The sequence below is a fragment of the Candidatus Thiosymbion oneisti genome (assembly GCF_900092655.1).
Lineage (GTDB): Bacteria > Pseudomonadota > Gammaproteobacteria > Chromatiales > Chromatiaceae > Thiosymbion > Thiosymbion oneisti.
This window is the reverse complement of record NZ_FLUY01000971.1, coordinates 1-7,557: the sequence shown is the minus strand read 5'-3', so window position 1 is coordinate 7,557 and position 7,557 is coordinate 1. Positions and strand designations below refer to the sequence as shown.

Annotated in this window: 6 protein-coding genes; 5 read left to right on the top strand and 1 reads right to left on the bottom strand. The window is 62.0% G+C overall.

What is annotated here, in order from left to right; all coding sequences use genetic code 11:
- Positions 1-199: hypothetical protein (locus BQ17_RS22585; protein ID WP_218068209.1), on the bottom strand; the 199-nt coding region annotated here is incomplete at its 3' end.
- On the opposite strand from BQ17_RS22585, the gene nadB reads away from it, so the two are divergent.
- The 5 genes from nadB (at position 198) to BQ17_RS10070 (ending at position 7,456) form a co-directional block, all read left to right on the top strand.
- Positions 198-1,820 carry an L-aspartate oxidase gene (gene nadB / locus BQ17_RS10090; protein WP_089726708.1) on the top strand — a complete coding sequence of 541 codons (1,623 nt, stop codon included), beginning with the start codon at positions 198-200 and terminating at the stop codon, positions 1,818-1,820. The genes BQ17_RS22585 and nadB overlap by 2 nt on opposite strands.
- A gap of 239 nt (positions 1,821-2,059) precedes the next feature.
- Positions 2,060-2,440 carry a hypothetical protein gene (locus BQ17_RS10085; RefSeq protein WP_089726706.1) on the top strand — a complete coding sequence of 127 codons (381 nt, stop codon included), beginning with the start codon at positions 2,060-2,062 and terminating at the stop codon, positions 2,438-2,440.
- The gene (locus BQ17_RS10080) at positions 2,437-3,042 is read left to right on the top strand and encodes a hypothetical protein (protein WP_089726704.1); all 606 of its coding nucleotides are present in this window, start codon (positions 2,437-2,439) and stop codon (positions 3,040-3,042) included. The genes BQ17_RS10085 and BQ17_RS10080 overlap by 4 nt, the downstream gene beginning before the upstream one ends.
- A 612-nt stretch (positions 3,043-3,654) precedes the next feature.
- Entirely contained in the window at positions 3,655-3,912 is a 258-nt protein-coding gene (locus tag BQ17_RS10075) for a hypothetical protein (protein ID WP_141699216.1), read from the top strand.
- Positions 3,913-4,057: 145 nt separating this feature from the next.
- Complete coding sequence (locus BQ17_RS10070; protein WP_176722379.1) at positions 4,058-7,456, top strand: CHAT domain-containing protein; 3,399 nt, start codon at positions 4,058-4,060, stop codon at positions 7,454-7,456.
- The last annotated feature ends 101 nt before the right edge of the window (positions 7,457-7,557 follow it).

Below are 7,557 nucleotides of genomic sequence, written 5' to 3'. Positions count from 1 at the left end.
CTTGGCGCCATTGCGTCCTGGCGTTAAATGGGCCGGAAAGTGAGCGGCCAAGCATAAAATTTTCAAACTGAGCCACTACCGGAAAGACACCGAGGCGAGCGCGTATAAAAAATTTATACAGGTGAAGCCACGGTGTCGGAAAGACTCGTCGGTGCCCACCCTGCCACCCGCGGGAGTTTCCGGTAAGATCTATCTCCATGAATAACATCCTTCGCTACGATGTCCTGATCCTCGGCAGCGGAGCGGCGGGCCTAAGCCTTGCCTTGAAACTGCGCTCGGACATCGCCGTCGCAGTGGTCTCCAAGGGCGCGTTGCTCGAGGGCAACACCTATTACGCCCAAGGTGGAATCTCCGCCGTGCTGGACCCCAAGGATTCGGTGGATTCCCACATCCAAGACACCCTCCGGGTCGGCGGCGCCCTGTGCGACCCTGAGGTGGTCCGCTTGGTCGCAGAGCACGGACCCCAGGAAATCCACTGGCTGCTCCGACAGGGGGTGCGCTTCACCCGCGACACCCAAGGGCAGGACCCGAGCAGCTATCACCTCACCCGCGAGGGGGGACACAGCCACCGCCGCGTCGTCCATACGGCGGATGCCACCGGCAAGGAGATCGCGGGCACGCTGGACCGTCGCATACGCGAGCGTGACAAGGTCCACCTCTACGAAGACCACAACGCGGTGGATCTGATCACCACCCGCAAGCTGGGCCTTGAGGACAATCGTTGTATCGGTGCCTACGTGCTGGACCGGCGTTCGGGACGGGTCGTCACCCTGGTCGCCCGCTGCGTGGTCCTAGCGACCGGCGGCGCCAGCAAGGTCTACCTCTATACCAGCAATCCCGACGTCGCCACCGGCGACGGCATCGCCATGGCTTGGCGTGCCGGCTGCCGGGTCGCCAACATGGAGTTCATGCAGTTCCATCCCACCTGCCTTTATCACTCCGCGGCCAAATCCTTTCTCATCAGCGAGGCCCTGCGCGGCGAAGGGGCCCGTCTGCTGTTACCCAACGGTGAGCGCTTCATGCCGCGTTTCGACGAACGGGCGGAGCTGGCCCCGCGGGATATCGTCGCCCGCGCCATCGACCATGAGATGAAGCGTCTCGGCAGCGAGTGCCTGTACCTGGACATCTCCCACCGGCCCGGTGCATTCATCGAGCAGCACTTCCCCACGATCCACGTGCGCTGTCTGGAACTGGGCGTGGATATCACCCGCGAGCCGATCCCCGTGGTGCCCGCTGCCCACTACACCTGCGGCGGCATCCTGGTGGACAGGCAAGCCCATACCGACCTGCCCGGACTCTACGCCGTGGGCGAGGTCGCCTGCACCGGACTGCACGGGGCCAACCGCATGGCCAGCAATTCCCTGCTGGAATGCCTGGTATACAGTGAGCTGGCGGCCCGGGCCATCGAAGCGCACATGACCCGACCGGCACCGGAGCCAGAGGTCCCCCCCTGGGACGAGAGCCGGGTCACGGAACCCGACGAGGAGATCGTGGTCGCCCACAACTGGGACGAACTGCGCCGTTTCATGTGGGACTATGTGGGCATTGTCCGCACCAACAAGCGCCTGCGGCGGGCCAAGCGCCGGGTAGACCTGCTGCGCCAAGAGATCATCGAATACTACAGCAACTTCCGCGTCGGTAACGACCTGCTGGAGCTGCGCAACCTGGTGGAGGTGGCGGACCTCATCATCCGCTCCGCGCAAAGCCGATGCGAAAGCCGCGGCCTCCACTACAACCTCGATTTTCCCGACGCAGACCCGTCCCAGCGCACACCTACGATTCTGATCCCCGCCGGCTACCGTCCGCGGTGCGGGGTCTAAGAGGCTGTCTAAGAAACTAATTGTCAGGTCCCACCTGATTGATGGCGTCGGACGCTGATGCTATCGAATCCAACCCTCTGTGTCCTCTGTGGTGAGAAAACCAATGTAAACGTCCAGCCCCCTCTCGACCCTGATCCCGAAAACGAGAAATCAACGGCTTATGCCCGCATCAAGCCGAAATCCTTAAGGGGGATGAACGGTTACGACCGGTGTCCAACTGAACACAACCGGAGATCCATATGTCGAGATTCGCCCTCCTGTTGCCGGCCCTGCTGGCCTGGCCCCTACTAGCCAGCCCAGCCTTCGGCAGCAAGTGCTTCTGTCTGGTCGCCGCCGACGATACCACTTGGTTCGACTGCCTAAAACAGCAGACTGACCCTCCAAGCACCCAACCGCGGATCTTCTGCCTGGATGCCGTCAGCGGCGAACAGATCGAGCTGACCGGACGAGCGGATCTGGAGCCGGTGGCGGACGGAGAGCCTCGCTGTAAGCCCTGCCGATTGAGCGATAGGGCCGACCTGGGGCGTGTCATGCGCGGAGAGAATGGAGAGGATAATGCGCAAGCGGCACCGCCCACGGCCACGACCCGACCTGCCGATGGGGAGGAAGACCAGCCATGAACACGAACCCCCGCATCTTAGACCTCGGCGCCGCCGTCACCCTGATCACGGCCCTCATCTATACCGCCGGTTGGTCCTACGCCTACCACTGGTACGACCGCTTCGAGCTGGGTTTGATCGGCCTGGGCATCCCCTTCCAATATCACTTCATGTACGGCTTTTGGGTATTGCAGTCCTTCTGGTGGCTGATACTCGCCATCGTCTGGATGGTGGGTCTGACCTACTGGGCCCGAGTCGATCCCATTCTGGACCTCATGGCCCGAACGGCGCCCCTCTGGGGTCTCCTGGCCTTCGTACTCTTCTACTTCATGGGCGAGGCCGCCGCTCGGGCCGACTACCGGGATCACCGGGAATCAGGCTTCCAGCACTACCCCCTGGTCCGGGTCTGGGCCACACTAGACCCAGGCGACGCCCCTGCCAAGCTCCGGGACCTACCGCAGGATTTGGCCGCCGGCAACTACCGCTTGCTGCTGCAGACGGCCCGCTCCCTGTATCTCATCCGACCCAACCAGGACGGCGGCCAGATGCCGACCCTCCAGATACCGCGCGATCAGATTCGGGCCCTGCGGCGGATACCAACCAATCCAGGGACACCTCGATGACGCATAGGCAGGTAGCGAACCGCACCGAAGAACCACGGATGGACACGGATAAACACGGATCATAATCCGTGTGGCTCTTTATGGATTCCGGACTGTTCACGATCATGGAAGGGTTCCACCGGACGTTTTTGGAGTGCGGCGGCCACTTCACCCCGATGCTTACCGGAACCGACAGCACGAGGCATAAGCCGGGGGTCGGTCAAGTGGCACCATCCTGCCGCCGCTTTGGATGTGGCGAGGTATCCGTTCCCGGCCAAGGTATTGCGGCCAGGGGAAAGCGCCGTCGCCGCGGCGCGGGTGGAGCTAAGTGCCTGGATTCCCGACCAATGCCGCTGGTATCCCCCGTGGCTGAGGTTAGCTCGGGCCGCGCCGCTTTGCCGGCGCACTCCAAAGCAGTCCGGAATCCATAAAGAGCCATCCGTGTTTATCCGTGTCTATCTGTGGTTCTAATGCAGTACAGTAAAAACCCTAATACGATTTGTAATTTGGACTTGTGTCGGCAAGCCGTCGACTGCCTGATCGTAAGGAAATGGTCTCCGGATTTTTTCTCTCGTTCCCACGCGCTGCGTGGGAATGCGGCAGCTCCGCGCCGCGGAGTGTTTCGGAGACTCCATGAGCCGTAGCCGCTACCGCATTGTCGAACCGCAGGCACCGCATTTCATGACATTCACCGTGCTGGAATGGCTACCGGTGTTTACGCGCCCCGATACGGTGGAAATCCTGCTGGAAGCCTTCACCTACCGCCAGCAAAACCAGGGGGTTCGCTTGTACGGCTATGTGATTCTGGAAAACCACCTGCACTGTATTCTTCAGTCACCGGATCTGGAAAAACAAGTAGTGCGCGGAATTATTTGGGCATGGAAGGTTTGATTCCCGTCTATACGGAATGGTGGACACGGGCTTGATTCTCTCCGCGGCGCGGAGCTTCCGCATTCCCACGCAGCGCGTGGGAACGAGAAAACGAGATCTTGTATCGATAGGCGATGAAGATGGGTAGTCGAGAATGAGGCCGAAGATGATGAACGCAAGATCCGGGATTGCTTGCTTGGTGGCCGTACTGCTGGCCGTGGCCGGCCCGACTTGGGCACTGGAGCCCGTCGGCCCCGAATCCGAGGCCGTGCTCCAACTACTCCGTGAACAGAAAGACGGAGAGCCGACCGCAGAGGATCTAATCGACGCCCTCAACCGAACCACGATCGGCTTCTACCAGGACGGCCAGTACACCCAGGCGGAGACTGTCGCCCGCGAGGCATTGGCACTGGCCGAGCGGGAACTGGGTCAGGAACACCAAATAACACTCACCGTACTCAACAACCTCGCCGGGCTGCATCTCGAACACGGCCACTATGATGAGGCCGAGCCGCTGTATCTGCGTGCCATTGGGTCTAGCGAGCGGATTCTGGGCCAGGACCATCCCAACACCCTCCACAGTGTCAACGGCCTCGCCAACCTATATCATGCCCAAGGTCGCCATGACGAGGCCAAGCGGCTCCATCTGCGCGTCCTGGAGGCCCGCGAGCGAGTGCTGGGCCAGGACCACCCCGATACCCTCGGCAGTGTCAACAACCTCGCCGAGCTGTATCGAGCCCAAGGCCGCTATGATGAGGCCGAGCCGCTCTATCTGCGTGCCCTGGAGGCCAGCGAGCGGATTCTGGGCCAGGGCCATCCCCAGACCCTGATCAGCGTCAATAACCTCGCCCGGCTGTATCACGAGCAAGGCCGCTATGACGAGGCCGAGCCCCTGTATCTACGCGCCCTCGAGGCCCGCGAGCGGACACTGGGCCAGGACCACCCCCGCACTCTCCTTAGCACCAACAACCTTGCCGAGTTGTATCGAGTGCAAGGCCGCTATGGTGAGGCCGAACCGCGGTATCTGCGTACCCTAGAGGCCAGCGAGCGGACACTGGGCCAGGACCACCCCGACACTCTCACCATCCTCAATAACCTCGCCGGGCTGTATCAAGCCCAAGGCCGTTATGGCGAGGCCGAGCCCCTGTATCTACGCGCCCTGGAAGCCAGCGAGCAGACACTGGGCCAGGACCACCCCCAAACCCTCACCAGTGTCAACGGCTTGGCCGCGCTGTATCGAGCACAAGGCCGCTATGGCGAGGCTGAACCGCTCTTTGTACGTGCCCTGGAAGCCCGCAAGCGGGTGTTGGGTCAGGACCACCCCGATACCCTCGGCAGTGTCAACAACCTCGCCGCACTGTATGAAAGCCAAGGCCGTTATGGCGAGGCCGAGCCCCTGTATCTGCATGCCCTCAAGACCCACGAGCGGACACTGGGCCAGGATCACCCCCAGACCCTTATTAGCCTCAACAACCTCGCCTTGCTGTATCAAAAGCAAGGCCGTTATGGCGAGGCCGAGCCGCTCTTGGTGCGTGCCCGCGAGGCCCGCGAGCGGATACTGGGCCAGAATCATCCCCAAACCCTCGGCAGTATCAACAACCTCGCCGAGTTGTATCGAGCGCAAGGCCGCTACGAGGAGGCCTTGCCCCTGTATCTGCACGCCTTGGAGGCCATCGAGCGAGTGCTGGGCCAAGACCACCCTCGAACCCTCACCAGTCTCAACAACCTGGCCAGGCTCTATGATGACCAGGGCCGTTATGACGAGGCCGAGCCGTTGTATGTGCGAGCTTTGGAGGCCAGCGAGCGGATACTGGGCCAGGATCACCCCCAGAATCTCATCACTCAGCTCAATCTGGCCCTTGTACTGATCGACAGCGGGCAGCGAGATCGGGCATTGCAGGAGCTGCGTCAGGTAGACAAGCGTCTGCGTAGCTTTGTCGGCGATCAGCTCGCCACCACCCACCGGGAGCAGACCCGCCGCCGCTGGCTGCTGACCAGATCCTTCTTCCAGCAGGTTGTCTTCAATCTCGCCCTACAGCATCCCGAACCGGATGCCTTACGGCTGGCCGCTGATGTGTTGCTGCGCTGGAAGCGCTTAGCCGGCGAGGCCGAGGCATTGATCGCCTGGGTTGTCCGAACCAGCCGAGACCCAGGGGTGGTAAAGATCGCCAAGGAACTGAGCGGACGCCGGGCCGAGCTGAGTCGGCTGGTGAATCTGCCCGAGCCGGACAAAGAGGCCATCACCACCACCCGTGCAGCGGTCGAACGCTTGGAGGTGGAGCTGGCCGATCGAAGCCGGAAGTACCGTGACCATCGGGTAAGCCGTACTGTCGACTGGAAACAGGTAAGGTCCCAATTGCCCCAGGACTCGGCCCTGCTCTCCCTGCGTGCCTTCATCCCGATTGACTTCAAGACCGGTGACCGCGGGAAGCTGCACTGGCTGGCCCTTCTGATTCCCGCAAATCCAGAGGACGGACCTGAGCTCCTGCTCCAGGATCTCGGCCCCATCACGCCGATAGCCCTAGCCCATGGCACCCTCCGAAAGACCGGCAGCAAGGAATCGGCCCAAGCGTTTTACCAAAGACTCTTCGGCAAGCTGGATGCCGAATTGACCAAATACGACCGGCTCTATATCGCCGCTGATAGCCTGCTGGATCTGGTGGCCTTCGCGCGGCTGGTGGTCCCGGACGGACGCTATTGGATCGAGCGCCAGGAACTACGCCAGATTCAGACCGGACGCGACCTTGTCAAATCTGGTTCGGATCCGGCCTCCACCGCCAAGGGCATGATCGCCTACGGTGGCGTGGACTACGCAAATTTCCCGGCGGCTGGGGCGACACCCTCGATCCCGGTCGCAACCCAACCGGCCATGGACGGGCTGATTGCCATGACCCAGCGCCTACGCGACGAACGGGAGGGTTTCAAAAACCTGAAGTTCACGGGTTCCGAAGCCAAGGCGGTGGGTCAGCTCTATAGGGATACTGATAACCGCAAGGCCCAGGTTTGGCGGGGCCGAGATGCCTCAGAGACCCGACTCAAATCCCGGCTCAAACCGCTTGTTTCCCCACCGCGGATATTGCATCTGGCGACCCACGGGTTCTTTCTCCCCGAGAAGGCGCAACATACCGAGCGGCCCATGACCCTGGCCGGCCTGGCCTTGGCGGGGGCCAACGCTGGCATGAAGGGCGAGCGAAGTCCCGCCAGGGAGGACGGTGTTCTCTATGCCCTGGAGGTCCAGGATCTGAATCTGGAAGGCACCGAGCTGGTCACCCTTTCCGCCTGCGACACCGGCCAAGGCGAGGTGGACTACTCGGAAGGCGTTTATGGCCTGGTGCGGGCCTTCCGCATCGCCGGCGCCCGCAATCTGCTCATGACCCTCTGGCCCCTGAACGACCACCTGGCCGCGGCGTTCATGCGGGATTTTTACTTCAAATGGTTCCAGGGCCCCAAGCGCCACCCGGCCGAGGTCCTGCGGGAGACCCAGTTGGCCTGGATCCAGGCTAAGGACTCTCCACGCAGCGATCCCAAATACTGGGCGCCCTATGTCCTGATCGAGGGGCGATAGATGGGATTTGGAGTGCGCCGGCAAAGCGGCGCGGTTTGATTGGACCTGCGTTACATGCGATACCATCGGTATTTGCCGGAGGCTTGGGCGCTGAGTTCCCC

Excerpts from the sequence above, each read along its gene's own strand:
- BQ17_RS10085 (WP_089726706.1), top strand. The coding sequence starts at position 2,060 with ATGTCGAGATTCGCCCTCCTGTTGCCGGCCCTGCTGGCCTGGCCCCTA.
- BQ17_RS10070 (WP_176722379.1), top strand. The coding sequence starts at position 4,058 with ATGATGAACGCAAGATCCGGGATTGCTTGCTTGGTGGCCGTACTGCTG.
- nadB (WP_089726708.1), top strand. The coding sequence starts at position 198 with ATGAATAACATCCTTCGCTACGATGTCCTGATCCTCGGCAGCGGAGCG.
- BQ17_RS10075 (WP_141699216.1), top strand. The coding sequence starts at position 3,655 with ATGAGCCGTAGCCGCTACCGCATTGTCGAACCGCAGGCACCGCATTTC.
- BQ17_RS10080 (WP_089726704.1), top strand. The coding sequence starts at position 2,437 with ATGAACACGAACCCCCGCATCTTAGACCTCGGCGCCGCCGTCACCCTG.